Origin of the sequence: Pandoraea captiosa (assembly GCF_902459775.1) — a bacterium.
In the GTDB taxonomy this organism is placed as follows: Bacteria; Pseudomonadota; Gammaproteobacteria; order Burkholderiales; family Burkholderiaceae; genus Pandoraea; species Pandoraea captiosa.
This window is the reverse complement of sequence record NZ_CABPSQ010000008.1, coordinates 208,473-232,953: the sequence shown is the minus strand read 5'-3', so window position 1 is coordinate 232,953 and position 24,481 is coordinate 208,473. Positions and strand designations below refer to the sequence as shown.

The 24,481-nt window shown below is 57.6% G+C and carries 24 protein-coding genes and 1 pseudogene; 8 read left to right on the top strand and 17 right to left on the bottom strand.

Annotated features, from left to right (window positions below):
* Position 1: 1 nt before the first annotated feature.
* Together PCA31118_RS19610 and PCA31118_RS19605 are read right to left on the bottom strand one after the other, a co-directional pair.
* Entirely contained in the window at positions 2-865 is an 864-nt protein-coding gene (locus tag PCA31118_RS19610) for a DMT family transporter (protein ID WP_150626743.1), read from the bottom strand.
* The gene (locus PCA31118_RS19605; protein WP_150626742.1) at positions 865-1,749 is read right to left on the bottom strand and encodes a MurR/RpiR family transcriptional regulator; all 885 of its coding nucleotides are present in this window, start codon (positions 1,747-1,749) and stop codon (positions 865-867) included. The genes PCA31118_RS19610 and PCA31118_RS19605 overlap by 1 nt, the downstream gene beginning before the upstream one ends.
* 83 nt (positions 1,750-1,832) lie before the next feature.
* On the opposite strand from PCA31118_RS19605, the gene PCA31118_RS19600 reads away from it, so the two are divergent.
* Positions 1,833-2,747, top strand: a complete 915-nt coding sequence (locus tag PCA31118_RS19600) for an oxidoreductase (RefSeq protein ID WP_150626741.1) — start codon at positions 1,833-1,835, stop codon at positions 2,745-2,747.
* A gap of 101 nt (positions 2,748-2,848) precedes the next feature.
* Here PCA31118_RS19600 and PCA31118_RS19595 read toward each other — a convergent pair.
* A pseudogene (locus tag PCA31118_RS19595) lies at positions 2,849-2,950 on the bottom strand (GMP synthase (glutamine-hydrolyzing)); the annotation flags it as partial.
* Between the two features lie 71 nt (positions 2,951-3,021).
* Here PCA31118_RS19595 and PCA31118_RS19590 point away from each other — a divergent pair.
* Entirely contained in the window at positions 3,022-4,113 is a 1,092-nt protein-coding gene (locus PCA31118_RS19590; RefSeq protein WP_150626740.1) for a tyrosine-type recombinase/integrase, read from the top strand.
* Between the two features lie 64 nt (positions 4,114-4,177).
* Here PCA31118_RS19590 and PCA31118_RS19585 read toward each other — a convergent pair whose 3' ends face one another.
* From PCA31118_RS19585 to PCA31118_RS19570, 4 genes are all read right to left on the bottom strand, one after another.
* Positions 4,178-4,465, bottom strand: coding sequence for a hypothetical protein (locus PCA31118_RS19585; RefSeq protein WP_150626739.1), 288 nt, complete (start codon positions 4,463-4,465; stop codon positions 4,178-4,180).
* Positions 4,462-4,659, bottom strand: coding sequence for a helix-turn-helix domain-containing protein (locus PCA31118_RS19580; protein WP_150626738.1), 198 nt, complete (start codon positions 4,657-4,659; stop codon positions 4,462-4,464). The genes PCA31118_RS19585 and PCA31118_RS19580 overlap by 4 nt, the downstream gene beginning before the upstream one ends.
* 364 nt (positions 4,660-5,023) lie before the next feature.
* Positions 5,024-5,386, bottom strand: coding sequence for a hypothetical protein (locus PCA31118_RS19575; RefSeq protein ID WP_150626737.1), 363 nt, complete (start codon positions 5,384-5,386; stop codon positions 5,024-5,026).
* Positions 5,387-5,821: 435 nt separating this feature from the next.
* Positions 5,822-6,568 carry a hypothetical protein gene (locus PCA31118_RS19570; RefSeq protein ID WP_150626736.1) on the bottom strand — a complete coding sequence of 249 codons (747 nt, stop codon included), beginning with the start codon at positions 6,566-6,568 and terminating at the stop codon, positions 5,822-5,824.
* A gap of 166 nt (positions 6,569-6,734) precedes the next feature.
* Between PCA31118_RS19570 and PCA31118_RS19565 the strand changes: the two genes are divergently transcribed.
* The gene (locus PCA31118_RS19565) at positions 6,735-7,160 is read left to right on the top strand and encodes a transcriptional regulator (protein ID WP_150626735.1); all 426 of its coding nucleotides are present in this window, start codon (positions 6,735-6,737) and stop codon (positions 7,158-7,160) included.
* A gap of 54 nt (positions 7,161-7,214) precedes the next feature.
* On the opposite strand, the gene PCA31118_RS19560 is transcribed toward PCA31118_RS19565, so the two are convergent.
* Positions 7,215-8,510, bottom strand: coding sequence for an nSTAND1 domain-containing NTPase (locus PCA31118_RS19560; RefSeq protein ID WP_150626734.1), 1,296 nt, complete (start codon positions 8,508-8,510; stop codon positions 7,215-7,217).
* Positions 8,511-8,730: 220 nt separating this feature from the next.
* Between PCA31118_RS19560 and PCA31118_RS27080 the strand changes: the two genes are divergently transcribed.
* From PCA31118_RS27080 to PCA31118_RS19545, 4 genes are all read left to right on the top strand, one after another.
* Positions 8,731-8,871: a hypothetical protein gene (locus tag PCA31118_RS27080; protein WP_174990536.1), complete on the top strand. Its 141-nt coding sequence runs from the start codon at positions 8,731-8,733 to the stop codon at positions 8,869-8,871.
* A gap of 108 nt (positions 8,872-8,979) precedes the next feature.
* Positions 8,980-9,945 (top strand): DUF932 domain-containing protein, encoded by a 966-nt coding sequence (locus tag PCA31118_RS19555; RefSeq protein WP_150626733.1) that lies wholly within the window; start codon positions 8,980-8,982, stop codon positions 9,943-9,945.
* A 79-nt stretch (positions 9,946-10,024) separates the two neighbouring features.
* The gene (locus PCA31118_RS19550; protein ID WP_150626732.1) at positions 10,025-11,026 is read left to right on the top strand and encodes a YqaJ viral recombinase family nuclease; all 1,002 of its coding nucleotides are present in this window, start codon (positions 10,025-10,027) and stop codon (positions 11,024-11,026) included.
* A gap of 15 nt (positions 11,027-11,041) precedes the next feature.
* Positions 11,042-11,953: a recombination directionality factor gene (locus PCA31118_RS19545; protein ID WP_150626731.1), complete on the top strand. Its 912-nt coding sequence runs from the start codon at positions 11,042-11,044 to the stop codon at positions 11,951-11,953.
* A 192-nt stretch (positions 11,954-12,145) separates the two neighbouring features.
* On the opposite strand, the gene PCA31118_RS19540 is transcribed toward PCA31118_RS19545, so the two are convergent.
* The 9 genes from PCA31118_RS19540 to guaB all read right to left on the bottom strand — a co-directional run bounded on the left by PCA31118_RS19540 (position 12,146) and on the right by guaB (position 23,085).
* Entirely contained in the window at positions 12,146-12,460 is a 315-nt protein-coding gene (locus tag PCA31118_RS19540) for a hypothetical protein (RefSeq protein WP_217431285.1), read from the bottom strand.
* A 47-nt stretch (positions 12,461-12,507) separates the two neighbouring features.
* Positions 12,508-12,792: a hypothetical protein gene (locus tag PCA31118_RS19535; protein ID WP_150626730.1), complete on the bottom strand. Its 285-nt coding sequence runs from the start codon at positions 12,790-12,792 to the stop codon at positions 12,508-12,510.
* Positions 12,793-13,479: 687 nt separating this feature from the next.
* Positions 13,480-16,968: a DEAD/DEAH box helicase family protein gene (locus tag PCA31118_RS19530; RefSeq protein WP_174990535.1), complete on the bottom strand. Its 3,489-nt coding sequence runs from the start codon at positions 16,966-16,968 to the stop codon at positions 13,480-13,482.
* A 61-nt stretch (positions 16,969-17,029) separates the two neighbouring features.
* Positions 17,030-17,287: a helix-turn-helix domain-containing protein gene (locus PCA31118_RS19525; RefSeq protein ID WP_150626728.1), complete on the bottom strand. Its 258-nt coding sequence runs from the start codon at positions 17,285-17,287 to the stop codon at positions 17,030-17,032.
* 158 nt (positions 17,288-17,445) lie between these two features.
* Positions 17,446-17,988: a hypothetical protein gene (locus PCA31118_RS19520; RefSeq protein WP_150626727.1), complete on the bottom strand. Its 543-nt coding sequence runs from the start codon at positions 17,986-17,988 to the stop codon at positions 17,446-17,448.
* A gap of 87 nt (positions 17,989-18,075) precedes the next feature.
* Positions 18,076-18,978, bottom strand: coding sequence for a DUF6387 family protein (locus PCA31118_RS19515; protein WP_150626726.1), 903 nt, complete (start codon positions 18,976-18,978; stop codon positions 18,076-18,078).
* A gap of 389 nt (positions 18,979-19,367) precedes the next feature.
* The gene (guaA, locus tag PCA31118_RS19510) at positions 19,368-20,951 is read right to left on the bottom strand and encodes a glutamine-hydrolyzing GMP synthase (protein WP_150626725.1); all 1,584 of its coding nucleotides are present in this window, start codon (positions 20,949-20,951) and stop codon (positions 19,368-19,370) included.
* Entirely contained in the window at positions 20,926-21,618 is a 693-nt protein-coding gene (locus tag PCA31118_RS19505; protein WP_150626724.1) for a hypothetical protein, read from the bottom strand. The genes guaA and PCA31118_RS19505 overlap by 26 nt, the downstream gene beginning before the upstream one ends.
* 6 nt (positions 21,619-21,624) lie before the next feature.
* Positions 21,625-23,085 carry an IMP dehydrogenase gene (gene guaB, locus PCA31118_RS19500; protein WP_044455604.1) on the bottom strand — a complete coding sequence of 487 codons (1,461 nt, stop codon included), beginning with the start codon at positions 23,083-23,085 and terminating at the stop codon, positions 21,625-21,627.
* 411 nt (positions 23,086-23,496) lie between these two features.
* On the opposite strand from guaB, the gene PCA31118_RS19495 reads away from it, so the two are divergent.
* Entirely contained in the window at positions 23,497-24,426 is a 930-nt protein-coding gene (locus PCA31118_RS19495) for a DMT family transporter (RefSeq protein ID WP_150626723.1), read from the top strand.
* The last annotated feature ends 55 nt before the right edge of the window (positions 24,427-24,481 follow it).

The following is a 24,481-nucleotide window of genomic DNA, read 5'->3' as shown; positions in this document are numbered from 1 at the left end:
GTCAATTCCAGCTGATCGCCACGATTCCGGCCAGTACGACCATCGCGCCGACGATACGACGAGCGAGATGGTTTTCGCGGAAGAGCCGATAGGCGAGCAGCGCCCCGACCACGATCGACGACTCCCGCAAAGGCGCGACCAGCGCCACCGGGGCAGTTTGCATGGCCGTCAGCACCAGGATGTAGGCCAGCGGCGAACACATCGCCACGATGAGAATCGGTACCGCGTCGGCGCGCAGTGTCGCTGAGATCTGATGCCGATGCCGCAACGCGACAGGCGCTAGCATCAAGCTCTGCAACAGCAGCGTACAGGCGTAGTAGCTGACAGGCGCCAGATGCCACACGGTGACCGAGTAGCTGTCCCAGAGGGTGTAGCTCGCGATGGTGGTGCCGGTGGCGGCGCCCCACAAGACGCCCTGCAGCGGTCGGCGGCTACCGCTCCTGAAAGGGTTGCCGGTGACAACAAGCATCCCGGCAACGATGAGCAACGCGCCAATCAGCGCCATGGCCCGCAGCCTCTCTCCCATCAGCGCGACGGCAACCAGCATCGTGAGCATGGGCGCCGTGCCGCGAGCGATCGGATACACCACGCCGAGCTCAGCGCGGTCGTACCCGTCCTGCAAGGTCTTCGAGTACGCAATGTGCAACGCTGCCGAAACCGCAGCCGCCACGGCAAGCCGCCAGTCGAGCGTCTGGTGGTCTCTTGCCATGAGGGCAACGCCGATCGGCACACACCACATCGTCGAGACGCAGGTGTAGGCCCAGACGAACAGCACGGTATTCCCTCGCTTGTACTTCGAGGCGAGATTCCATACCGCATGGGCGAGCGCTGCGGCCAGCACCATGGCCACGATGGCGGGTTGCATCAGTCGATATCGGGCAGGTCGATGCCTGCCCGCTCTGCCCTTCGGCTGCGAGCCGGGTCACGCAACGCAATCGCCGCGACCAGTGCGTCGACGACAACGAGTTGGGCCAGCCGGCTGCCCGCGGCGGCCATCTGCGCCGGTAGCGGCGCACCGCCGACGACCAGAGCAACGTCGGCAAGGTTGGCCAGCGGCGTGCCGTACTGGTTGGTAATGGCAATGAGCGTGGCGCCGGCAGACGCCGCCGAATCGGCGACGGCAAGCGTCGTGGCCGTTCGCCCGGTGGAGCTGACGGCAATGACGACGTCGCCGGGTCCGAACAGGCGCGTTGCGATCATGGCCGACAGATGGTCCGGAATGCTGATCGTCGTCACCCCTACCGCACGTAGCCGAAAAACGGCATCGGCGGCGACCGTCGATGACGGGCCGGCCCCGAACGCCATCACCTGTCGCGCGGCGAGGATCGTATCGACCGCCTTGTCGAGCGCAGCGAGTTCGACTGCGCCGCCAAGTGCGGTCAGGGCGTCCGTGCCTGCGCGAATCGAGGTTTCCAGCACGGCGGCGGACGTCGCGTCGGCACCCAGAGCTTCGGGTGGCGCGAAGAACCGCGTAGTGCCGCGTGCGCGGGCGATCTCGATCTTGAGTTCGGTGAAGCCGCCGAACCCGATCGCCCGTGCAGCTCGCACCACGCTTGGTGGCGATACGCCCGCACGGGCCGCCACCTGCGCAGCCGTGCTCGCGCCGACGAACAACGGATCGGCCAGCAATAGCGCGACCACCTTGGCTTCGCTGGCCGCGAGACCGCCACTGCGGGCCTGAATGCTCCCCAGCCACTGTCCGAGGCGGTCGCCCTCGCCTGAAATTTCATTACAATTATCAGAATTCATTTGTAATATGTTACACAGCGAATGGAGAGCACACAACCGCTGCGCGAGCGAGCGCGGTGCAACGAAACCCAAGGAGCGCTTTGATGAATACTGAAACCCTGACATCCGTCGCCGTCGTTGGACCGGGGGCCATCGGCACCACGATTGCGGCTGCGCTACACGACGCCGGTCGAACGCCGATGTTGTGCGGGCGTACGTCTCGCGATCATCTGACGTTGCATGACGGAGATCGCACCATCACCGTCCCCGGTCCCATCCATACGAATCCCAGCAAGGTCGAGCGCAGAGCTGATCTGGTATTGCTTGCGGTCAAGGCGACGCAGACCCACGCGGCGAAGGACTGGCTTGCGGCGCTGGTCGGTCCGGATACGGTTGTGTGCGTTCTGCAAAACGGCGTGGAACAGTTGGAGACGGTTGCCCCCTACCTCCGGCACGTCCGGCACGTCCAGCACGACGGGATCGTGCCGGCCGTTGTGTGGTTTCCCGCGCAGGCGCAATCCGATGGTTCGGTACGCTTGCGCGGCGACGTACGCATCACCGTGCCGGACACATCGGCTTCCCGCGTGGTAGCGCGGGCATTGCAAGGCACATTCTGTTCGGTGGAACTGGCGGCCGATTTCCGGTCTCTCGCGTGGCGCAAGCTGCTGCAAAACGCCGCCGCGGGGCTCATGGCGCTTACGCAGCGTCGTTCGGGCATGTTCGCTCGATCCGATATCGCACGGCTCACGCTGGACTATCTGCAGGAATGTCTGGCGGTCGCGCGGGCGGAGGGCGCTGAACTTGGCGACGAGGTGCCGCAAGCGATTCTGGACAAGTTTCAGGCGGCGCCCGCCGACATGGGCACGTCGATCCTTACGGATCGGGTCGCCGGAAGGCCGCTCGAATGGGCGGTGCGCAACGCGATCATTTCACGTCGCGGCAGAATTCACGGCATCGCCACGCCGATCAGCGATGTGCTGGTACCGCTGCTTGCCGCCGCGAGTGATGGACCGGGTTGATGACCGATCGCGGACTGTCGCGCAGATGAAAAAAGCCCGCAGTTACGCGGGCTTGGCAGTGACTTACCGTTCTTTCGTGCCGGTCCATGCCGGACGGGGGATTACTCCCACTCGATCGTCGCAGGCGGCTTGCCCGAGATGTCGTACACCACCCGGTTCAGGCCACGCACTTCGTTGATGATGCGGTTCGAGACCTTGCCCATAGCCTTAGCTGACTGGGGTTCTCGCGGTTTCAGTTTGTTCTTGTCCAAGCCTTGTCCAAAAGGCCAAAACAATGAGCATTCGTCGTCACGGCAAAAAATTTCAAGTACGCGTTACCGCCAAGGGACACACTGTCACTCAAAGCTTCGATACTGAAGTCGAGGCACAACGCTGGGAGGCACAGCAGAAGGTATTGTTTGCGTGCGGCGTGGTGGAGCAAAGGCTTCGAGCTACGATATCACTGAAGCTCACGCTGGCAGATGCAATCGACCGGTACACCGCCGAAATCCTACCTATCAAACGAGGGCGGGACTCCGAGCAATATCTTCTGAAGTATTGGAAAATCGCAGCGCTTGCGAAGCGCCGTGTAGACACGATAACCCGCCAAGATCTTGTCGCCGAACGGGACAAACTCCTTCGATCCTCGCTTGCACCGGCTAGCGCCCGTCGGTATTTGGATTGTCTGTCTGCGGTGCTGACTGCGTGCTGCCGTGACTGGATGTTGCTTGAAACAAACCCGATGAGCCAGATTCGCAAACCCTCAAATAGTAAGCCGAGGGAGCGCCGCGTCGCCCCTAAAGAGCTCGGCTACTTACTCCACGCCGCTCGCTTCTCGCCAGACCTCCAGGCAATGATTCGTATTGCTCTGGAGACTGGCATGCGCCGCTCCGAAATTCTCAGTTTGGAATGGCGATTTGTCGACCTCGAAAAAAGGGTGGTCTGGCTCCCTCTCACCAAGAACGGCGATACACGAACTGTTCCACTGTCCCGAGAAGCGACCCGCACCATCGCTGCCCTTCCCCTTCGGGTGGATGGAAAACTTTTCTCAAAGAACGGCACGAGTCTATCGGCCGCATTCCAGCGAGCGGTTAAGCGTGCCAGACAAACATATGAACTTGACAAGAACAATGCCGGATCGGCACTCGACGATCTGGCACGGGATCCGTTTCTGCAAGATCTACGATTCCACGATCTTCGGCACGAGCGCATTAGCTCTTTGGTAGAAGGTGGGTTCAACCTTATCGAAGTGGCCGCGATTTCCGGGCACCGGACGATGCAATGCCTGAAACGATATAGTCACTTGCAAACAAGCATGCTTATTGACAAGCTGGACGGAATGTCAAAAACGATGCTACCTAACGAGGCGAGCAAATCGGACAGCTAACCACTGCGTGCTCGCTATCCGGCCTTCATTGCTCTAAGGGGGCGAGACACTGCCCCCGTTCACGTTACAAGCGCCGCCCTTGTAGAATTTCATTGACCTTCCGACGCACATCTAGCTCTCGCAGGTACAGGCTATTGAGCTTGTAGAGGTCGATATCCCCCGCCGAACCGGAGGCGATATTGCATTGAAGGAGCAGCGCAATGACGCCTTGCACTACCTGTTGGTGGCTGAGTTCGTGAACGGTGCCGCTGTTGAGCTCTCTATTCGGATGACGACGGTCACCTCCGCTATATAGGGCGATTCCTTCTTGAACGAGCGCCTGTGCTTTCGCTTGGATGAGTTTGTCGTTCATCTCGTCCCTCGCAGCAACTGTACGTCCATTCCGGCCGCCTTTGCGACGACTAGAGCCTTGTCGATGTTTGGAATCCGACCTGCGTTCAGCCACAAATGAACCGTGGCGTTACTGACCGCGCAGGCATGGGCAGTCTTGGTGGGGCCGCCGAGCCTGTCAACGGCGATTTTCACGTGATTTGATGTGATGTACATGCGCTGTTTTTTCCTTTTTATTGAGAAGCGCAAGTCAATTTTTTGATAATTGCTTGTCTATATTTATCTTAGTTCGGCGGCGGCAAGCGCGTAGGATCAGACGAAATTTTTCGTGGGGTCAGCCAAAGTAGGATTCCGTGGCATTTGTTGCAAGATCGTGACGACCTAGGCACTCGCCGAAGGCTTATCATTGCTGGCGTCTGATGTTCGCTGCCACCAGCCTTGATCGTGTCCAAAATTTCGTTGCAATGTCGTCCTCTGTGATAAATAGCGTTCCGTGACTGAGAGCCGTGAACATGGGAGGCGTCGGCGCAGCTAAAGCAAAAATAGCTGCGGCAATCCTTCCGGTGTGGCCTGTCAGTGATTACCCGCGCTTGGGCGTTTGACGTACATTCTCTGCAACAGCCGCAACAACGAGCGTCAAACACGCTCCCACCGCTGCGGCAGCCACTGTTAGAAGACCTTTAACAATCAGAGCATTAGAGCGGCCAATACGTGCCGATTCCTCCGGCGTTCTCGTCTTGTGACCGCGACTTTCGGACTCACGGTCGCGTTTCTCATCGTCTTCCTCGTCATTCCGGCGACGATCGTCTTCATACATGGCCTCGATTCTTTCGTTCTTTTTCCTGCGCTCGTCCTCCTCCTCACGCTCACGTTCCTCCGTATAGCGGCGCAGCGCCTCCTCTTCGTCATACCGCGTAAATTCCATGTCGTCAAAGCGGGGCATAATGACTCTCAGAAGGTAGATTGGAATTTTGGAAATTTACGATGCGATTGCGTCAAACGCCGATGCTCGATGCAAATCAGCGCACCAACCGCTGGCATCCGGCGACTGTGATCTGATACAACTGGGCAGGAGAATAGTTCGGCGTTGCGTAAACGATGGTCAAAACTTCGTTTTCTGCTGCATTCGGCGGCCGTCCCCATTGCTTAGCGTAGCCAGTCTCATACTCATGCCGACTAACGCCGTTGTCCCTCACCTGAGCCGTTATTTGGATAGCTTGAGCACGCGCCATACATGCGTCGTATTCTGCAGCCGCCGTCGAGGCGGAAGCGACGACAACGATTGCCGCAACGAAAGTGAGACTGCATACCTTAGGTATGCGTGGAGAACGTCGCGGGAGCAACTCGTCTGAAATTTCCATAGCGAGGAATCTCAAGCTCAGTCAGCAGAAAGATTATTTGCTATCTTGTAGCACTTCGCCCACTGGTCGTGAAGCACGCGCCGAGCGTCCATGTAACTCTCGATTAACGAGTCCGGCCCATATCGATTCCCGGCTAAGCGGACCATCACATCCAGACTAGCTAAACGCCGCTCGTACAAATTGCGGGCGCACGATTTCAATACCGCCGTAGTACCGAACGGTATGGCAAAACCGATGCTTTGCTCAAAGAGTTGCGCCTCCTGACGACGTATCTCATCCAACCGTCGTCCCACACTGTCCTCGTCCCCTTGCCATAGATACATCCCTGGGAGCTGATCGCTGTGACCGATTCCCATTGCTCTAAGTACCTCCGTTTCCGAGGATGAAGCTGTAGTGGACGCTAGGTACGTCTGCAACCGCCGTTTCGTAGCTCGATCCAACACCACGCATAGCGTGCTCAGCATCAATAAGGCGACAAGACACGTCACGGCCTTTCTCGGAACTCTGCGGGCAGATATGACTCGACGCGAGGTGGTATCGCCCTCGCCCGCCAAACGCCGCTGCAATATGAAGAGGTATGCTCCGACGCCGGTCGCACCTGCAAGCAGCGCCGCCCTCAAGATACCGGCAGTGCCAACGTCGATCGACGTGATCGAACTGCCACCAACGAAGAAAGTCACGGTCAGCATAGCCCCGAAAAGTCCGGAGGCCAATCCCACTTTTGCGCATTGGACAATGACTTTCGCCGCCTTCTGATTCTGCATGCCGCCCATCCTATATAAGAGCAAAGCTCAGCCCGAAAATCGACTATGCAAGCGAGGACAATCTGCCGCGCCACCAGCTACGCAGAGCACCTTCAATAAACCAAATGGTTTTCAATAACAACCAATAGGTTATCACGTTTAGCGGCTGGTATTCCACACTCGGTTCATGCCGACACTGGACGAAAAGAAGGCGTTCGCCGCCCGCCTCAAGCAAGCCCTGAAACGCAGTCCGAAGAAGATCGAGACTGCGTCAGAACTCGCAACGCAGTTCAATCTCCGCCACCCGGTCGAGCCGATCACGCCTCAGGCGGCTCAGAAATGGATGGCCGGAACGGCACGCCCTACGATCGACAAGATCAAGACGCTATCAGAGTGGCTGGACGTCTCCGAGCAGTGGTTGCGATTTGGCATAACAGACATGAAGCGCCCCCGTCCTGAGAAGGGTGCGAGCGCCACCGATGCCGAGGTTAAACCGACGGCGGATGAGTTGGAGTTGCTTCGCCGCCTACGTGGCCTGTCGGCCTACCGTCGTCAGCTTGTTGAAGGTGTCATCGAGCAGTTTAGTCTGGACGGCGAGGTTTGGAAGGAGTAAGCAAAATCGCAGTGCGCCGGGTAGTGGGGCGACGCCCCCCCTAAGGAACCTTTCTCAGAATTGTCTTAACCGAATGTACTGACGGAGTACCGGATTAACGAACTCATATGTTCCTTGCCGCTCCGCAACTCGCTCCAACACCGGCCCATACTTCTTTTCCACCAACCTGGGAATTAGCTGGTCAATGTACTGTATGTCGAGATCTTCAGCGTCTTGACGAGCCGCCTTTAGTACGATACGCCCGACCTCATCAGAGAAGAGGGCTTCCTCCGCAGCCTGATCCGCCAAAAGATGCAGCAGTAGCTGCCGATCGGCAGAGTTCCCAATTGCCCTTTGATACGCCGACTCCAAGGTCGGGAACGCTTTGCCGGCTTTGAGGGCATCCAATACTCTGCCTAAGACTTGTTCGTCGACAACGGTGGTGCCAGAAATGTTGGCCTCATTCACACATTGCTTCCCGATTAGTTGGACAAAATAGGGGTATCCTTGAGCAAGATCCGCGACTCTCCCCGCGATGCCGGGCTCAAAACGCATCGCACCATCGAAGAGTTCGCTAGCTCGAATCACGATCCCTTCGGACTCTTCCTTGGGCATCGGCTTGACGGGCAGAACACCTTGCTCAATAAGCCGTTCGACGGATGCATGATCCAGCACCAGATCGGCTAAGTCCCGCCCAATACCGCAAATTGCAAATTTTACTTCCGGGGTGGTCAGGGACTTTATCAAGGAACCAATCCCCGCCTTGTCTTGAATCACATCGAACTCATCAAGGATAATTAGCAACCCATCACGCTTCATCCGCTTCTTCACTTGATGCGTGACGATTGAGTCGACAAAATTCCTGAATGTCTGAACGATATCGTTCGGGACAACTTTAGCGTACTTGGTACTCTCAATACCCTTTGCTCCCCAACTCACGACCTTTAGGTCGGCCCCGCCTGAGACTTCCTTGGTTCGCGTGAACTCTACGATTTCCTTTCCATCGTCGGGAACCAATCGAAGGACACTATCCTCGACACTTTGGTCGTTACAGAGGCGAGAGAGCAAGTCCTTCCCGTCCGAGATCAGCGAATCACACGTATAGAAGGCTGTTAAATAAGTCCGCGGCTTGTCGGGAACGATGCGGCTAAGTCCCGCACGTTTTGCAAGCGTGTAATCTCCCAGCGCCATTTGCTGGATCTGCCGCAGAAGGGAAGATTTACCCACCCCACGCTTACCGAACACCGAAATGAGTCCTGTGGGAGCGTTCACAGCCAGAATGCAATCGCGGATAAGGTCAGTCCGACCTACAAACCTACTCGGATCACGAATTACATCTGCGGTAAACCCGACCTCTGGATTAACTGCCATTTTTCCACCGTTATTTTTTGATTAAGCGTGGTGAAGTCGTCGTGGAGACTAGCACTCATGCGGAGGCACTAGATGTCGCGGTGGGAGCCCTACCTCGTTGGAATCCTGGACAAAAAATCTCAACCGGCACCGGCATCAATAGGCATCAATCTTATCTGGAAACCTTGGTAAAAGAACTATACAGGAAGCATTCCGCTTCTTCAAAGGACTAGTAGCCATCATGCCCCAATATGTTCTCAACCTTCTGCTCGCTATTCTGATCGACGCCGTAACGGCCATCGTGACCTATCTGGAGGGCCTGCTAATGAGTATCCTGAACAGCGCTAACGAGCCGTGGGCGAATCACCGCGAATTCGTCTAGTTCCTCCCCTGCGGCCCCATAGCCGCCTCAGTACCTCTCCCCAATCTAATCGCAGCTCCGCCTGGCATCGCCGGGCCAGATGCGTTCATCCACTTTCAGGAGTTCAAAATGCATCTCGTGCAATCAATAGCCTATGTTGGAGCCGAACCCTGGCACGGACTGGGGAACCGGTTGGCACAGAACCAGCCGCTCGAAGTCTGGGCCCAACAGGCCGGTATGGATTGGAAAATCGAAGAAGCCGAAGTTCGCTTCGCCGATGGAAACAACGGACTTGGATCGATCCATGCATTCCCTCAGCACAAGGTGCTGTATCGGAGTGATACGAAAGAGCCTCTCTCGGTCGTGTCCACTCGGTACCGGACGGTGCAACCTAGGGCGATACTCGAGTTCTACAGGGATCTCATCGAAGTCGGCGGCTTTGAACTCGAAACCGCTGGTGTCTTGAAGGGGGGAAAGAAACTATGGGCCTTGGCTCGCACCGGGCAGTCGGTATCACTCAAGGGCCGGGACGAAGTGAATGGCTACTTGCTGCTCGCCACTGCGTGTGACGGCACGCTTGCCACCACAGCTCAGTTCACGTCCGTTCGTGTCGTTTGCAATAACACCCTTGCCATAGCGTTGGGCGACAACTCAGGTGCCATCAAGGTCCCGCACCGAAGTCAGTTCGACGCTCAAGCAGTCAAGCGCCAGCTTGGTATCGCAATCTCCTCATGGGACGAATTCATGGTGCGGATGAAGGCTCTTTCTGAGCGGAAGGTCAAGCATGAAACGGCAGAGGCCTATTTCCGACGTGTGCTGACCTATCCGACAACCACGGATTCGGGCAACGCGACGACAACGACCAACGAACGGGCTATCAAGGCCGTGCATGAGCTGTTCTCTGGCCGTGGCAAAGGTGCGGACCTTGCTTCTGCTTCTGGCACTGCGTGGGGTCTCGTCAACGCTGTTACCGAGTACGTCGACCACCAACGCCGGGCACGCAGCAACGAACACCGCCTCGATGCAGCATGGTTTGGTGCCGGTGCCACGCTGAAGCAAAAGGCATGGGATGAAGCGATCCGACTCGTCGCCTAGCTACGCCTCATTCACCGCAATACCGAAGCCCGGTTGAACCTTGTATTCGCCGGGCTTTTCTTCATTGAAGGAGCTGAACATGAGCACTGCAATCAGTATAGAAAAGTCCGCCAGGAATCGGCCTGCGCTTCGATTGATCAACACGCTGAATCTGGACCGTGAAGATTGGCTGGCGGTTCGCAAAACGGGTATCGGTGGATCCGACGCAGCCGCCGCGGTTGGCTTGAATCCGTATAAATCGATGCTGGAACTCTGGCTTGATAAAACGGGGCGAGACGCAAACCTCGAAAAACCGGACGCCAATGACACCACTCATCCAGTCTTTTGGGGAACGTTGCTCGAACCCATCGTCGCCGCCGCATATAGCCAGCAGACCGGCAACCGTGTGCGCAAGGTCAATGCAGTGCTGCGACATCCGACGGTGCCTTTCATGTTGGCCAATCTCGACCGAGAAGTGACCGGCGTGCCCGACGTGCAAATTCTGGAGTGCAAGACCGCCGGCGAATTCGGCTCTCGCATGTGGCGTGATGGAGTTCCGGAGTACGTGCAGTTGCAGGTACAGCATCAGCTTGCCGTGACGGGAAAACGAGCAGCCCACGTTGCGGTGTTGCTCTGCGGCCAGAAGTTGGACGTTTATCGCATCGAGCGTGACGACGAGCTGATCGCAAGACTGATCGAACTCGAAGCCCGGTTCTGGCAATACGTGGAAAGCGATACGCCACCACCGGCTGACGGTTCGGAATCTGCAGATCGAGCGTTGCGTTGCTTGTTTCCGAGAGACGCCGGAAGCACGGTTGACTTCACCGACGATCGCACCCTGTCCGCCACGTTCTCCGACCTTGTTACGGTCCGTGCCGAAATCGAGTCACGGGAACAGCTCGAATCGAAGCTCAAACAATGCCTCCTGCAGGCCATGGGAGACGCGTCACGGGCTTTGTTCGAGACGGGCGAGATCACGTTCAAGCGTAGCAAGGATGGCTCCAGCGTCGATTTGAAGAGGCTTCTCGCCGATCACCCCGAGCTACAGGAACAGTACGGCATCACGAAGCCCGGTTCTCGCCGGTTCCTGGTATCAGTCTAACCAACGGAGGTAATCATGTTGAAAGGTTTGGCGGTTACGCCGCCGGTCATCGCACGGATTTCGATTGGCCGTGTCGTAGAGAAGAACGGTAAGCGGTTGCCTGAGAAAGACGACCAGTTCACGATCACGACGCAGATGCAGAACCGAGACGGGTGGATACTTCATCCGTTCGACGATGCATTGCGCAAGGGGGGTAGTGGCAAGCTGAGGTCGATCCCGGTCCGGGTGTTGTTCAACGATCCGGATCTGAACCTTCGTGCTGAATACTCGCTGTTCGACCGGGAAACCGGAAGGCCAGTGTGTGTTGGCAACGGTGAGACTTGCAGGCGTGTTACCGAGGAGGGCACGGTCCCGTTGCCATGTCCGTCCCCGGACGCCTGTCAATATAGCAACGGAGGCTGCAAGCCATACGGTCGGTTGAACGTCGTAATCGGCGACGAAGACGAACTCGGTTCGTTCATTTTCAGAACCACGTCGTTCAACTCCATCCGTACCCTAGCCGCACGGCTGCATTACTTCAGCGCTGTTTCGGGCGGGTTGCTGGCGACGATGCCCCTGGAACTGAAGCTACGGCGCAAGTCGACGACGCAGAGCTATCGCTCGGCTATCTACTACGTCGATCTCGTCGTGCAGTCCGGGCTTACGCTGGAGGATGCCATTGCCCGGGCTCGAGAACTGGACAGCCTGCGCAAGGCTTCGGGCTTCGATCAAGCGGCTCTCGACGAGGCGGCACGCCTGGGTTTTGGCAATGGCGCGTTCGAGGAATCGGGCGAAGACGTTCCGGCAGTCGTCGAGGAGTTCTATCCCGAGAACGACGGCGAAGGCGGATCTCAAGCCGGTGACAGCGCTGGCGACGCTCCTGCGGCCACGAGCCTGAAGGCGAAGCTTGACCGGTGGGCTGCCACGCAACAGGGAGGCGAACAATGATTTTTCTGAGCGCCCTCCTCGTACTCGTCGTCGCTCCGTTCGCCCTGATTGTTGTCGGCTCGATCTGGCTGTATCTCGGGCACAAGCTGCTGGTCTGTATCCTCGGGCGCTGACGCGCTCGATTAGCTCCCACGTCGTGAGAGCTTTTTTTTAGTCGCCAGCTTACTCGCTCACCGACAATGGCGATCCAGCTTACACACACGAGATTTCGCCAGCCAACTCGATACGCCACATGCCCCGCTCACCTTCCTCTATCCACGAACCTTCCAGAATGGAAGAATCGGGGAACCGATGCAAACTTGCCCGCCCCTTGACCTGAGCAGATGTCAACAAAAAATGACCATTTCGTTGATTCTCGCCGAGATATTGGATCGTCCCGCCGTACCCATCTTCGTACTCAACGATGATCCGCTCGTCATCAATCTTCACAGTACAGCGATAATGCTCGGACGCTTCCTCGCCAGAGTAAAAAAGCGTCGCCATTTCACATTCCGTCCAGACTGCCATTATCTCCCCTCTTGCCTATAGGCTCACTTAAACAGTACGAGCGATGCTTAACTAGCAAGGTCACTCAAAGTTTGCTCTTTCTCCGAAGCAAGCAGATTGCGCCGGAACACTGCGAAATGTGGCTTCTGGACCACCACAATGCCCACCGGCTTCTTAAACCCTTTTGCCTCACACAGCTCAGCCCAACGAGTCTCGATATCTCGCCAAGGCGCCTTCGCAAGTCTGTCAATGTTGTACCAGTGGTAAAAATAGTCCCATCGGATCGATACATGACCAACAAGGTATAAATCATCCAAGGCCTGATTCAACTGAGCCTCGTGGTGCTTTTCCATAGAACCTCCATGCCTAACAATGCACCATAGTACCACATTAAAAAAATAACGATTCGTTATTTTTTTAATGGACCGCTATCATCCATGCCCAGCTTGATCACCAACTGTCCCGCCAACGGGGGCTGGCTCCAGAAGGTGGGCCGGTCAGTTTGATGCATCGAAGGCACAATGAAAGAAACCTGCCGTTCGCACGGCCTCGTGCGGCCCGGATGCGTTGCAGGTCAATTCAGCGCAATGTGTGGTTAAGCCGTTTGTCCTGCCCGTCGTGCGCAAGTTGGATCGTTCCGCAGAATCCTCTCCGCATGAAGAACGGCTTCGGGCCCTTGCTTCGACGAGAACTGTTGGGAACCTCGCAACCCACTGGTCACCGACTTCCTTTGCCCTGAACACGCCGTGTGATACGACCTACAGAAGATTCGGGCGCCCACTTCGCTCTGCTGCGGGTTTTATAATGTATCGGTAAAGGACAATGGACCGGCCAGACGTCGCAGCATATCTACTATAAATATTAGGAAATGCTCGCCTCAAAAAACGAAGTGGCGGCGCCTGCTGCATTCAGGTCCACTTCGTCTCCATTCCCTATATTTATATTAGGAAATGCTCGAGGCCGAAACGCTTTGCAGTGTATGGATTTCAAGCGTTTCCTCACCCACGAATTTTCAAAACTGGTGGGCGCCGGCACTCTCATCATTCCAACATTAGTTCGACCTTGATCCGCTTGAACGCATCACACTTTAGATCAGAATCGATGCGTCCGAAGCTTTGCCAATCCATCGGACGGCCTTGGCTGCAGGCGTTCTGATGAAAGAACACGCACGACTCGCAAATCTGTCGAGGCATCGGTGCCTCACCGAAGCAACTATCCTCCTCACGTGTCGGGGCGATTGGTGCTTTCTGACTGTTCGGCAACGCTCGCAATCTCGCAGACTGCCGTCGTAAGTTCAGGATCATCTCCGGCAGGTCCCATCTCGCCGGCACGATGGGCTTCGTGCTGTCCGTCACTTGACGTCCACGGCTCAACTTCTTCCCGTAGGTCACCCCCAGCGGTTCGAGCAACTCTCGCAGCAACTCCAACCCCTTCTCCCGAACACTCGCACGCTCCTTGGTGCCGCCTTTCGTTCGGATCTTTTCTCGTGCTTTCGCTAACGCTTCAATTTTCCGCCCGATCGTCTGAAATTCGAGGTCACCACTGGCTAGAGCTTTGAAGGCATCGCCGATCTGACCATTTCTCGTCAATGCTGCGGAAAGAGCATCGACATCGATCCGTCCATCCGTAAAGTCCTGCAGCTTCTCCAAGAGCACGATGTATGCGTCCGTCTTCTCAGCTTCCACCTTCGCCCATTCCGGATGACGCTCACGTGCGAACTGACTCGAAATCCACGGCGACACTTCACCAAACAGGCGCATTACCTTAGCAGTCTTCACCTTCTGCGCAGCGCTTGGATCAGCAATGCCGAAGCTGCCCATGAAAATCCCAGCCGCTTCGTTTTTCAACTCTCGCTCGAGCCGTGGTTCGTCGCTAAGCCAGTTGTTCCGCCGCTCGCAGTGCAGTTGCTCCAACTTGATGAGAGCTTGCACGGGGCTACACCCTGAAAACTCAGCCCCCTGATCAACCACGGCCTGCTTGTAGCTAGCACGAGCTTCGGCACGAGCCGTCTTTACAACCTTGGCTTTGTCTTTATTGATCTCCGGCAAGTCATCACGAACGACAACGTCGAAGTTCTGAATGGCGTTGTCTCGAACCAGAGCACTCAAAGCAACCGAACTGTTACGCTCCGCTTGGCGAAGCAACTGGTACGTTATCTGGTCGAGCTGAAAATGCTCTTCAAGATATCCAGCGACGGACGCCTCAGCCTGTAGGCGCTCGACAACTTCGATCTTCAACTTGAGCGTATTGGGAAGAGAAAAATCGGCGTCGGCGCACACATTGCCGTAAATTCTTACGTCACATTCGGTTTGCCCTCGATTGGCACGATTCACCGCTTGAATAATCTGGCTGGTGTCAGCATCAACGTGACCGAAATGAGCCCACAGAATGTCGGGTTCACGAGCAAAGTTGAGCCCCAGGCCAAACAATGGACTAGAAATCAGAATCGGACGCTTGCTGATTCTTGCCGCCTCGATTTCCTCTTCAGTGCTTTCTGGCCGGGAAACAATCACCGCTTGGTCGGCCAATTCGTATTGCGCAACTAGATTGCGATACACCTCCATCTTCGACGTATCGAGAAGCATCACGAGACGAGGCAGAGACTCTCCCCGTCCAAGTCTCTCCTTGAAGCATTCAAACAACGTAGCGAGATCGGAATCAAAATATGCTGTGGGACGTACTTCGAGGGCGTTGCTTTTGACCGATGCGAATTCGTAACAACAATAGTCGCTTTCCGTCAGGCTTCCGAGAGCATGCTTGGCAATATCAACGAGAGCATGTCGCTGAACGTCTGTCAACGTTCCCGTCAGAAGCAACGACTGTCGAGCCTTGCTTAGCGCTGAATCCAGGTTTTTCATGCCGTTGCTACTCTCCATGAAACGGTCTAGACCTTGATGTATCTCATCGAAAATTAGAGCATGCGGCGTGCCGTTGCTATAGGCGTCCTTGAGTAGCCGAGGCAGCGAGTCGTAGGTTGTTACTATGACTCCGTGCTGGGGAGAGTTCGGCCCCCATACGTCCACGTAGTAGGCTGGCGTGAGACCGGCTTGCGTCAGATCGGCCCGCATCTGCTTGACGAGAGCGATAGTCGGCGCTGCATACAGGACAAGCTGACGGCATTCAATGCGGCTGCGAATCCAGTCGATCGTTGCCGTGGTTTTTCCCGAGCCCGTCGGAGAAACGATCAGCGACACCTTAGCGGTTGCAAAATCGGCCAGGGGCCGGAGGTAACCATTGACGAGATCCAGGTGGCGATGCGGCACTTCAGAAAACCAGCCAAGCACATCCCGAACGTAGTCATGAGCGCCGCAAGAAAGCTCCTTGAGCGGTACGGTTTCTCCATCGCCATGGCGAATTCCCATCTGAGGAAGGTCTTTATGGACGTACCATGAGCCAGGTGAACCCTCATCGGTAAAGTACAGGGTCAGGAATTGTTTGTCGTTGCTCAACTTTGCTTTGGCAAAGGAGCGGCCACGACGTGGGGCATCTCCGTCTCGTTGAGGTGCTACGCTGTACCGAGTGACGGCGACCTTGCCTTGGACGTTGGTCTGCATGACCTTCGTCTGATAACCGTGACGGCGCTTGTACTCATCGACGAGACGGCGCTTGAAGGACTGGGCGGTAAATTCTACGTCGGCTGCGATAGTCGGAATGGAAACTGCCTCGTTGGCTTTACGAACCAAGCCCTGCCGGCTTTCGGATGTCAGCCAACAACGGACCCCAGCTTCGACTGTCGGAGCTGCGATATAGTGCGCCTGAACTTCGCTGCGAAGCGGGGCCGGATCAATGCCGAAAGTCAGAGCGACATCACCGCCGGCGTTTTCTGCCAGCGTGTAGAAGTCCGTTTCCATGCAGTGCAGCGACAGGTAGGCCGACAATCTTTTGCCCGGCACTCGTCGATCAAGCCAAAAGAAGATATGGACGTTCAATCCAGACTTCAGTGGGTTGCCGTCATGGTCAAGCACACCAGCGCTTCCGCTATGCTGGTAGAAATACGTCACGTTTTGGAATTCAAGAGGCAGCTTCGAAATCACCCACTCGATGGCTTCGATCGACAGCGGATCCGTCCCCTCAGGTACCCCAACGTTGTCGAAGTCGAGCATGACCCACGGCGTGCCCTCCTCGTGCTCTTTGAAATTATCACCGGTCCTGCGCATTCCGTTGGCATTGACATTGACCGGTAGTCCGCGGATGAGAATGTGTCGGTTGTCTTCGCTGCAAAACTCGATCAGTGCAGCAAGGTCGTCGAGACCACCAACGGGAACCTTGTCGGCATTGAAGATATATGCATTCTGAAAATTCTGCTTCGTTACCCGCTCGTTCTCGTCGAGATAGAAACGTTTATTGACCGGATGGTCCCGCGAAGTCAGGACTGTAACTTCCGTCGTGGGAGTGCCTTTGGCGACGGGAAATGAAACCGCTTGCGATTGGCGGGATGCCGCCGATGGCAGTGACATACTGCCCATGGATGCCGGGTTAAGATACATAGTAGGATGATAGTTGTACTGCGGGCCCGGCTGAATTTGCACTTCGCTGGGCCTTTCATTTTTTGCGCTATAGGTGTCTCCGTAGCACTTATGGGTTGCACTTCTAACTGGGTCTGCGCAATACCGAAACAGGAACATTAGCCAGCGCGGCAAGTTCCTCGGCCCGGTAGTAGTTCGGCACGAACCCCTGCAACTGCCACGTGCTAACAGCTCTGCTTGAGACCTTCAGTTGTGCGGCTACACGTGTAGCGCCGCCAGCAATCTGCACCGCCTCTTTCACGAAATTCTTCGTCGTCATTTTTTCCTCGTAAGTGATTCGGTCGGATGCGCGGAAGAAATGCCGCACATGTTCTCGACCCATGACCTATCTTAGTTCGAGGGTTCAGGAGCGATGACGAGATGCGAGATATTTTTGGGGAGGCGCAGATGAAGGCTGCGAACCTTGGAGAAGGCGCGGTCTCGAAGTGAGACCGTGGATATCAGGAATCCTGAACACCGACGATCTCGTTCCTCGGCCGATTAGTAGCGCCCGTCGGCAATGGTCGTGCCGTTGATCTTGGCCCGCCACGTTGCTCGACGCCCACTCCGATCAGCACGCAAGACCTGGGCGGAGGTCAGGAAGTCGTTGAGCTTGCCGAAAGCATCCGCAACTGCCGAGCCGTGGTTCGTAGGATCAACAGGTGCGTCGAGCTTCAATACGACGTCCGCCGTACCTTCGCCAAATCCGACCTTGCAGACCGAGCCGATCTGCAATGTTCGCCCTTGCTCGTTGAGGCCGCTGGAGAATTCCACAATTTCGAGCGATTCCGCGGCGGTACCGACTGAATTTGTAACGGGCACCGCAAACTGGATGAATGCCACATCTCGCTCCACGGGTTTCGTGACAGCCGAAGTCGCGCCGGGCAGCCCGACCAGCTCCGAGGCTCTGAGTTTCGTGAAGCGGCGTTTGCGGCCCCTGGTTGCACATTCGACAGCGCCAACTTGCGCATCGGTACCAGCGGGAACGGCTTGGAGGTGCGACGCAATAGCGTCACCATTATGAGCGAAATTATTGGAAAGCATTTTTGCTCCGAATTCAAGGACGTGAGGCAGCGGCGCCACCTCTGAAGCAAATTTACTGTTCCGATAGGGAGGGGTCGAGATGCAGATTTACGTCCGTTTTTTTGCCCCCACACGCCACTCTTCGTCGAAAGACAAGAAGTACATCCAGTCCCTCATGGTTGGCCCAAAGAATTCCTGCACATAGTTTTCAAGCCTCTCTTCAGCGCTATCCCACTGGTACTCATCAAACCCCAACGCCCTCGCCAGACGCCCCTTAGGAAAGTCACGTCGTAAAAATTTGGAGACAACTTTGAGATCAATGTACGCTACGAGCCCGTCGTCCAGCCAACGGCCGATAGACGTTTTGATCCAATCGGGGGAATGAATTTTTCGGATCCCCGTGTCCCTCCCTCCCGTCACTTGTCGCCAGGCCCTGAGCCATCTCCGGAAATCTGCCACCAACTGCTCATTCGGTACGTCGACGTCCACTTCCAGCAGAACGCGGTGTGGCTCGCTCGTGCTCTCAAAAGCTTGCGCCAGAGGTACGTCATCAAGAGCGCCGAAAAGCGCTGCATTAAATTCGTCAGGTCGTAGAGGTGCATCGCCAGCGTACGGTTGCGGACGGAGTCTGATGGATGCCGTTGCGAGCAGGTTCCCGCTCTCGACATATTCGGGAAGAGTGAACGCTTGGTGCAACGGGCTGTGAAGCAATGCAGTCACGATCGCCGCAATTTGAGTTCGCAAGGCGTCCAGACTGAAACGTGACTTCGCTGTAGTCCATGCGTCGCCGAGCCCACGCTCATTCGCATCCAGTCGTACGGACTCCCAATGCGACGAAATTGGGTCTGCCCCACCCTTGAATTGCTCTTTCCACTCACTTGCCAGATCCCAGAGCAGCGCTCGGTGCAGAATGAGGTCACGCCATTGCGTATACGTAAAATGCTCTAGCTCGAGATACTTTTCGAGAGCAAAGCCGTCCAGGTCGCTGTCTTGTATGAGAAGTTCACTCATGCTCCACCGTGATGTAGTTGATGCATAACTCAACGGCCCACCGAAGGTCAGAACTAAAGGGCACTGCATGCGTATCCCAACCGTAAGCCGGCAACGCAAAGAACCTCGGTAAGGCAAAAAAACTTGACCGTACCTCCCAATCCAGTTGAGCGGACACGGCCGGCACACCCCACCGCTATCACCGTCATCGCCATGTCCCCGAGAGCCGAGATGGGACTACAATAGAAAACGGCCTGGCAACCGCCAAGCCGTTTTCCTGTCCAACTCTTGTCCAAATTTGAGTTTGGATCAAGAGCAGACTAAACCGAGAATCGAGTCACCACCACTGCGACAGCGACGACGTTGGCAACCTGATTAATCGAAGCAAGTGATTGATTATCTGGAGATTTTCATTCCCACTCGATCGTCGCAGGCGGCTTGCCCGAGATGTCGTACACGACCCGGTTCAGGCCACGCACTTCGTTGATGATGCGGTTCGAGACCTTGCCGAGCAACTCGTGCGGCAGGTGGGCCCAGTGGGCCGTCATGAAGTCTTGCGTCTGCACCGCACGCAGCGCCACGACCCACTCGTAGGTGCGGCCATCGCCCATCACGCCCACGCTCTTGACCGGCAGGAACACGGCGAACGCCTGGCTCGTCAGTTCGTACCAGGTCTTGCCACTATTCGGCTCGACCGTATTGCGCAGTTCTTCGATGAAGATCGCATCGGCACGGCGCAGCAGATCGGCGTATTCCTGCTTCACTTCGCCAAGAATACGCACGCCCAGACCCGGACCCGGGAACGGGTGACGGTAGACCATGTCGTGCGGCAAGCCCAGCGCCACACCCAGTTCGCGCACCTCGTCCTTGAACAGATCGCGCAGCGGTTCGAGCAGCTTCAGACCCAGCGTCTCCGGCAAGCCGCCCACGTTGTGGTGGCTCTTGATCGTCGTCGCCTTCTTCGTCTTCGCGCCGCCCGATTCGATCACGTCCGGATAAATCGTGCCCTGCGCCAGCCACTTCGCGTTCTTCAGCTTCTTCGCTTCCGCCTGGAACACTTCGACAAACTCGCGACCGATGATCTTGCGCTTTTGCTCCGGATCCGTCACGCCCTTGAGATGCCCCATGAACTGCGCGGTGGCGTCGACGTGCACGACCTTCGCATGCAGTCGGCCCTCGAACATCTCCATGACCATCTTGCCTTCGTTAAGACGCAGCAGACCGTGATCGACGAACACGCACGTCAGCTGATCGCCGATCGCACGGTGAATCAGCGCCGCCGCCACGCTCGAATCGACACCGCCCGACAGGCCGAGAATCACTTCCTCGTCGCCCACCTGCTCGCGGATCGCCTTCACGGCTTCCTCGATGTGGTCGCGCATGATCCAGTCCGGCTTCGCACCGGCAATTTCCAGCACGAAGCGCTCGAGCAGTTCACGGCCCTTCACGGTGTGCGTCACTTCCGGGTGGAACTGCACAGCGTAGTAATGACGCTTCACGTCCGCCATACCCGCGATCGGGCAGCTCGGCGTGGACGCCATCAGCGCAAAACCTTCCGGCAACTGCGTGACCTTGTCGCCATGGCTCATCCACACCTTGAGCATGCCGTGCCCTTCGGCCGTACGGAAGTCCTCAAGCCCGTCGAGCAACGGCGTGTGGCCATGCGCGCGCACTTCCGCATAACCGAACTCGCGGTGGTTGCTGGCTTCCACCTGACCGCCCAACTGAACCGTCATCGCGAACATGCCATAGCAGATGCCCAGGACCGGCACGCCCAGATCCCAGACCGCCTGCGGCGCGCGCAGATCCTGATCCTCGTACGTGCTCGCGTGGCTGCCCGACAGAATGATCGCCTTCGGGTTGAATTCGCGGATGAATTCGTCCGAAACGTCGTTCGGGTGAATCTCGCAGTAGACGTGCGCTTCGCGAACGCGGCGTCCGATGAGCTGGGTGACTTGCGAGCCGAAGTCAAGAATGAGGATTTTGTCGTGCATCGTGAGGTACGGATGAAGTGGATTCGTTGGACGTCGGCGCCGTGGTCGAAGGCACGGGCGTGACAATGCCGGTGGCGCCCACAGGCGCGACCGGCGTGGTATTGACGGAAGTGGAGCTGCCGCGAGGCGTCTCCATGCGCGGCTCAGCGCGCGCGCCACGGGTCTCGTCGACGACCCGGGCATCGGAATAATCATGGGGCGTGTCGCGCCGCGTGTCGCTCACGACACCTCCACGCACCCGCTCGCCAGCCTGTTGCGCCGCCTGCACACGCTCTTTCGTGCGCACACTCGACGCCAGCTTGACGAGAATACCGCCTACCACCAGCAGAACGGCGCCAAGCGTGGCCAGCATCAGCTTGCCACCGGTCGACACCACCAGCTGGCCGGAGATCAGCCAGCCCAGCACGAACGCACCGCTTACCCAGTTGATATGCCCCGTCACCTTCGCAACGGTGGCCGTCAACTGCCCGTTCACGGTGGCGTGCCATTGCAGCCAGGCCACGCCGATGAAGGCCACGCCGAGCACCTGTGCATAAAGCACGGGCGACGGCGCAGGCACATCAATGGCCGCATACAGCGATGACCAGAACGACGCGATCAAGAGCACGCCAAGTGCCAGATTCAACGCCGCATCGAGGAACAGTACCGTACGCAACATGGCCTTCATGGGCAATTACTCCACGTGGTAGTTGGGGGCTTCCTTCATGATCTGGACGTCGTGCACGTGCGATTCGCGCATGCCCGCGGCCGTGATTTCCACAAACTCTGCCTTTTCGTGCAGATCCTTGATCGACGGGCAACCCAGGTAGCCCATCGACGAGCGGATACCGCCAGTCAGTTGGTGCAGGATAGCGTTCACGCTGCCCTTGTAAGCCACTCGGCCTTCGATACCTTCGGGCACCAGCTTGTCGGCATTGTTGGCCGGATCCTGGAAGTAACGGTCTGCGGCGCCGTCCTTCATCGCACCGACCGAGCCCATGCCGCGATAGCTCTTGTACGAACGACCTTGGTACAGGAACACTTCGCCCGGCGCTTCTTCGGTGCCAGAGAACATGCTGCCCATCATCACGGTGTGCGCACCGGCGGCGAGCGCCTTGGCAACGTCGCCCGAGTAACGAATGCCACCGTCGGCGATCAGCGGAACGCCCGTATCCTTGAGCGCTTCGGCCACGTTGGCGATCGCCGTGATCTGCGGCACACCGACACCGGCGACGATACGCGTCGTGCAGATCGAGCCCGGGCCGATACCGACCTTGACGGCGTCTGCACCGTGTTCGACCAGTGCCAGCGCTGCGCTTGCCGTCGCGATGTTGCCGCCCACGACTTCGATCTGCGGGAAATGCTTCTTGACCCATTGCACCCGGTCGAGCACGCCCTGGCTATGGCCATGCGCCGTATCGACCACGATCACGTCGACCCCGGCAGCCACCAGCAATTCGACGCGCTCTTCATTGTCCGGACCCACGCCGACTGCGGCACCGACACGCAGCTTGCCGTGTTCGTCCTTGCTCGCCAACGGGTATTCCGTCGCCTTGGTAATGTCCTTGACCGTCATCAGACCGCGCAGTTCGAAGGCGTCGTTCACGACCAGCACGCGCTCGAGGCGGTGGTCGTGCATCAGACGCTCGGCGTCTGCGGGCGACGCGCCTTCGCGTACGGTAATGAGCTTTTCCTTCGGGGTCATGATCACGCGCACCGGTTCGTCCAGGCGGCTCTCGAAACGCAGGTCACGGTTCGTGACGATACCGATGAGCTGTGCGCCTTCGACGACCGGGAAGCCGGAAATACCATGCTGACGCGACAGAGCGATCACATCGCGCACCTTCATGTGCGGCGGAATCGTGATCGGATCGCGCAGAACGCCCGACTCGAAACGCTTGACCTTCGAGACTTCCCGCGCCTGCTCGGCCGGCTTCAGATTCTTGTGAATGATGCCGATACCGCCCTGTTGCGCCATGGCAATGGCCAGACGCGCTTCGGTCACCGTATCCATGGCGGCCGACAGCAAAGGCATGTTCAGGGTAATGTTGCGCGTGAGCTTGGTTTTCAGGCTGGTGTCGCGCGGGAGAACGGCAGAGTAGGCCGGGACGAGGAGCACGTCATCGAATGTGAGTGCTTTTTGGATCAGACGCATGGCAAATCCTATAGGCGCAAAACCGAATTATACAGAAATCGCGGGATGCATGGCACGTCTGCCCCACATGTCAAGGGGCTTTTTCCCCGAGGCCTCGGTGCCATGCGGACCAGGCACGCATTACGCGCCGGACTGACTACCAGTCGGTATTTCCGGGACGCAACGCCGGACCGCACCGCATCGAGGCCAAGTGCCGGATTTCACAATATCGACGCGAACCTCGAATGCTATTCTTGCGCCCTCCTTGCCGCTTCGATGCAACGCGCGCGCCGGTCAGTAGCAACGCCGCAGCAAGGTTGACGGGGTAACCTGACGTACCGACATACCGCCCCTCGGCGGCTCGGCGGCTCGGCGGCTCGGCGGCTCGGCGGCTCGGCGGCTCGGCATTATTCAACACGGACAACGAATTTCATGGGGAAAGGCATTGCTTACGGATTGGCGGCGGGCGCATTGTGGGGGCTGGTGTTTCTGGCCCCTCAACTGTTGCCCGGTTTCTCGCCACTGGAACTCTCGGCCGCCCGCTACGTGCTTTACGGACTCGTGTCCGCCGTCTTCCTCGCGCCACTCTGGCCCCGCCTGCGTCACACGGTCACCGGCAACGATTGGCGTGCCCTGTTTCGCTTGAGCCTCGTTGGCAACCTCGTCTATTACCTGTTTCTCGCAGGCGCTGTACAGATGGCGGGTATCGCGCCGGCATCGTTGATCGTCGGCGTGCTTCCCGTGACCGTGACGCTCGTGGGCAGCCGTGACCACGGCGCCCTGCCCTTGTCGAAGCTGGTCGGCCCGCTGACGCTGATTGCGGCGGGCATCGTCTGTATCAACGTGGATGTTTTTGCCCACGCATCTGCCACTGGCGGCGACTGGCGGGTAACGCTGGTCGGCATCGTCTGCGCCATTGGCGCCTTGCTCAGCTGGACCTGGTATGCGGTCGCGAACGCCCGGTATCTCGCAAAGTTCGGCCACTTCACCAGTCAGGAATGGTCGCTGTTGACCGGCGTCGCGACCGGCGTGCTGGCCGTGGCGCTGGCGATCCCGGCCATGTTGCTGCCGCACCCGGTCGCAGCCGACGCGCCCCGCGACTGGCAGATGTTCCTGATCGTGAATGCTGCGGTGGCCATTGGCGCATCGACGATCGGCAACGCATTCTGGAACGCGGCAAGCCGTCAGTTGCCCTTAACCCTCTCCGGGCAGATGATCGTGTTCGAAACGCTGTTCGCGCTCGTCTATGGATTTATTTACGAACACCGGCTTCCGCGCTTGCTGGAAGTCGCGGCCATCGTGCTGTTGCTGGTGGGCGTGAGCGCTTCGGTTCGGCAGCATGCACGAGGATCGGCACAATGACTGAATTCGGGGAAACGGCGCCATGGAGCCATCGCGCCAAACCCCGACCCCGCCG

Bases quoted from the DNA above. Each gene is read 5' to 3' on its own strand.
- PCA31118_RS19535 (WP_150626730.1), bottom strand. From the start codon at position 12,792: ATGGAAAAGCACCACGAGGCTCAGTTGAATCAGGCCTTGGATGATTTA.
- PCA31118_RS19560 (WP_150626734.1), bottom strand. From the start codon at position 8,510: ATGGCAGTTAATCCAGAGGTCGGGTTTACCGCAGATGTAATTCGTGAT.
- PCA31118_RS19570 (WP_150626736.1), bottom strand. From the start codon at position 6,568: ATGCAGAATCAGAAGGCGGCGAAAGTCATTGTCCAATGCGCAAAAGTG.
- PCA31118_RS19585 (WP_150626739.1), bottom strand. From the start codon at position 4,465: ATGAACGACAAACTCATCCAAGCGAAAGCACAGGCGCTCGTTCAAGAA.
- PCA31118_RS19495 (WP_150626723.1), top strand. From the start codon at position 23,497: ATGGGGAAAGGCATTGCTTACGGATTGGCGGCGGGCGCATTGTGGGGG.
- PCA31118_RS19590 (WP_150626740.1), top strand. From the start codon at position 3,022: ATGAGCATTCGTCGTCACGGCAAAAAATTTCAAGTACGCGTTACCGCC.
- PCA31118_RS19575 (WP_150626737.1), bottom strand. From the start codon at position 5,386: ATGCCCCGCTTTGACGACATGGAATTTACGCGGTATGACGAAGAGGAG.
- PCA31118_RS19610 (WP_150626743.1), bottom strand. From the start codon at position 865: ATGCAACCCGCCATCGTGGCCATGGTGCTGGCCGCAGCGCTCGCCCAT.
- PCA31118_RS19580 (WP_150626738.1), bottom strand. From the start codon at position 4,659: ATGTACATCACATCAAATCACGTGAAAATCGCCGTTGACAGGCTCGGC.
- PCA31118_RS19565 (WP_150626735.1), top strand. From the start codon at position 6,735: ATGCCGACACTGGACGAAAAGAAGGCGTTCGCCGCCCGCCTCAAGCAA.
- PCA31118_RS19515 (WP_150626726.1), bottom strand. From the start codon at position 18,978: ATGAGTGAACTTCTCATACAAGACAGCGACCTGGACGGCTTTGCTCTC.
- PCA31118_RS19520 (WP_150626727.1), bottom strand. From the start codon at position 17,988: ATGCTTTCCAATAATTTCGCTCATAATGGTGACGCTATTGCGTCGCAC.
- PCA31118_RS27080 (WP_174990536.1), top strand. From the start codon at position 8,731: ATGCCCCAATATGTTCTCAACCTTCTGCTCGCTATTCTGATCGACGCC.
- PCA31118_RS19600 (WP_150626741.1), top strand. From the start codon at position 1,833: ATGAATACTGAAACCCTGACATCCGTCGCCGTCGTTGGACCGGGGGCC.
- PCA31118_RS19605 (WP_150626742.1), bottom strand. From the start codon at position 1,749: ATGAATTCTGATAATTGTAATGAAATTTCAGGCGAGGGCGACCGCCTC.
- PCA31118_RS19550 (WP_150626732.1), top strand. From the start codon at position 10,025: ATGAGCACTGCAATCAGTATAGAAAAGTCCGCCAGGAATCGGCCTGCG.
- PCA31118_RS19540 (WP_217431285.1), bottom strand. From the start codon at position 12,460: ATGGCAGTCTGGACGGAATGTGAAATGGCGACGCTTTTTTACTCTGGC.
- PCA31118_RS19505 (WP_150626724.1), bottom strand. From the start codon at position 21,618: ATGAAGGCCATGTTGCGTACGGTACTGTTCCTCGATGCGGCGTTGAAT.
- guaA (WP_150626725.1), bottom strand. From the start codon at position 20,951: ATGCACGACAAAATCCTCATTCTTGACTTCGGCTCGCAAGTCACCCAG.
- PCA31118_RS19545 (WP_150626731.1), top strand. From the start codon at position 11,042: ATGTTGAAAGGTTTGGCGGTTACGCCGCCGGTCATCGCACGGATTTCG.
- PCA31118_RS19555 (WP_150626733.1), top strand. From the start codon at position 8,980: ATGCATCTCGTGCAATCAATAGCCTATGTTGGAGCCGAACCCTGGCAC.
- PCA31118_RS19525 (WP_150626728.1), bottom strand. From the start codon at position 17,287: ATGGGTCGAGAACATGTGCGGCATTTCTTCCGCGCATCCGACCGAATC.
- guaB (WP_044455604.1), bottom strand. From the start codon at position 23,085: ATGCGTCTGATCCAAAAAGCACTCACATTCGATGACGTGCTCCTCGTC.